We start from the raw sequence: 1,619 nt of genomic DNA, 5'->3' as shown, positions 1-1,619 counted from the left end.
GGAGCTGTGTGGCGTGCTCCTGATCAACGCGCCTCGACGCTCTCGTCGCGTCGTGGCTGCTCTCAGCCGAGTGCGTCGACCGCTCGCGTGAACGCCTCGTACGCCTCGTCGCCGAACAGGACGAACCGGGCCTCCTCCACGTCCGTGCGCGCGGACGCGACAGTCCCGACGGCGATCCGCGCCGCGTCGTCCATCGGCCAGCCGTAGACCCCGGCGGAGACCGCGGGGAAGGCGACGGTCCGGGCGCCGACCTCGTCGGCCACCCGCAGCGACTCGCGGTAGGCGCTCGCGAGCAGCTCCGAGCGGTCCTCGCGCTTCGCGTACACCGGCCCGACGGTGTGGATGACGTGCCGCGCCGGGAGCTTCCCGGCCGTCGTCGCGACCGCCTGGCCGGTCGGCAGCCCGTCCGGGAGCGTGCTCGCGCGCAGCTCGCGGCACTCGGCGAGGATCTCCGGGCCGCCGGCGCGGTGGATCGCACCGTCGACCCCGCCGCCGCCGAGCAGCGTCGAGTTCGCGGCGTTGACGATCGCGTCGACCTCCTGGGTGGTGATGTCACCCCGGGCGAGCGTGATGCGGGCTCCCACGGGGGGACGTCTACCCCCGGCCGGGGCGTGGCACGCGTTCGTGACCGTGCCACGATCGTCGTCATGACGTCCGTGGAGACGACCGACCGCAGCATCCAGGTGTCCCGGACGATCGACGCGCCGCCCGAGCGCACGTTCGCCCTGATCGCCGACCCGGACCGGCACCCCGACCTCGACGCCTCCGGCATGGTGCGCGCGTCCCGGACACACCTCGCCATCGAGGAGCTCGGCGACGTGTTCACGATGGACATGCACAACGAGCTGTTCGGCGACTACACGATGGAGAACCACGTCGTCGTCTACGAGCCGGACACGGCCCTGGGGTGGGCGCCCGGTGGCGTCGGCGACCCGCCGGCCGGGCACACGTGGATCTACCGCTTGGAGCCGGTCGGGGACGGGACGCGGGTGACGCTGACCTACGACTGGTCCGGGATCACCGACCCGGAGATGCTGCAGTACTTCCCGGTGATCGACGCGGACGGGCTCGCGGCGTCGCTGGACCTGCTGGCGGAGGCGCTCGCATAGGTGCGCTTCGCGCTCGTGAGCACTTTCTGGGGCTATGACACCCGAAAGTGCTCACAGGGCGGAGCCACCCAGGGCTCGGAACTCGTCGTCGGGCTCGGCCGTGACGGTGAGGCGCTGCCCGTCGGGGGCATCGAAGGTCAATGAGCGCGCGTGCAGCCCCGTGCGGGTCGTCGGGTGCTTGTCGAAGAGCGGGTCGCCGACGATCGCGTGCCCGATCCAGGCGAGGTGGACCCGGAGTTGGTGGCGCCGGCCGGTCTCGGGGTGGACCGCGAGCACCGTCGTGCCCTCGGCTTCGCCGAGCCTCTCGAAGGTCGTCGTGCTCGGGTAGGTGCTGACGCCGTCGAGGACCGCCTCGGCGGGGACGCTCCAGGTGTCGCCGTCGCGGACGATCGACTCGCGCGGCGCGGCGATCCGCACGCGATTCTTGCGCCCGACCGAGAGGGGCAACTCGATCCGCCCGCGCTCGGGGAGCCCGGTCGTGGCGGTCACCGCGAGATAGGTCTTCTCGAC

General features: G+C 72.3%; 3 protein-coding genes. 1 reads left to right on the top strand and 2 read right to left on the bottom strand.

Annotated elements, in window-relative coordinates; all coding sequences use genetic code 11:
- Window positions 1-62: 62 nt before the first annotated feature.
- Window positions 63-584, bottom strand: coding sequence for an O-acetyl-ADP-ribose deacetylase (locus AC0CYZ_RS26160; protein WP_472220795.1), 522 nt, complete (start codon window positions 582-584; stop codon window positions 63-65).
- A 63-nt stretch (window positions 585-647) separates the two neighbouring features.
- On the opposite strand from AC0CYZ_RS26160, the gene AC0CYZ_RS26155 reads away from it, so the two are divergent.
- On the top strand, window positions 648-1,109 hold the full coding sequence (locus AC0CYZ_RS26155; protein ID WP_472220792.1) for an SRPBCC family protein: 462 nt from the start codon (window positions 648-650) through the stop codon (window positions 1,107-1,109).
- 51 nt (window positions 1,110-1,160) lie between these two features.
- Here AC0CYZ_RS26155 and AC0CYZ_RS26150 read toward each other — a convergent pair.
- Window positions 1,161-1,619, bottom strand: a 459-nt coding sequence (locus AC0CYZ_RS26150) for a pseudouridine synthase (protein WP_472220790.1), incomplete at its 5' end; no start/stop codon positions are given.

Source organism: Actinomycetospora sp. (assembly GCF_055612215.1).
The sequence above is the reverse complement of the archived record's forward strand: the minus strand, read 5'-3'. Positions and strand labels throughout refer to the sequence as shown.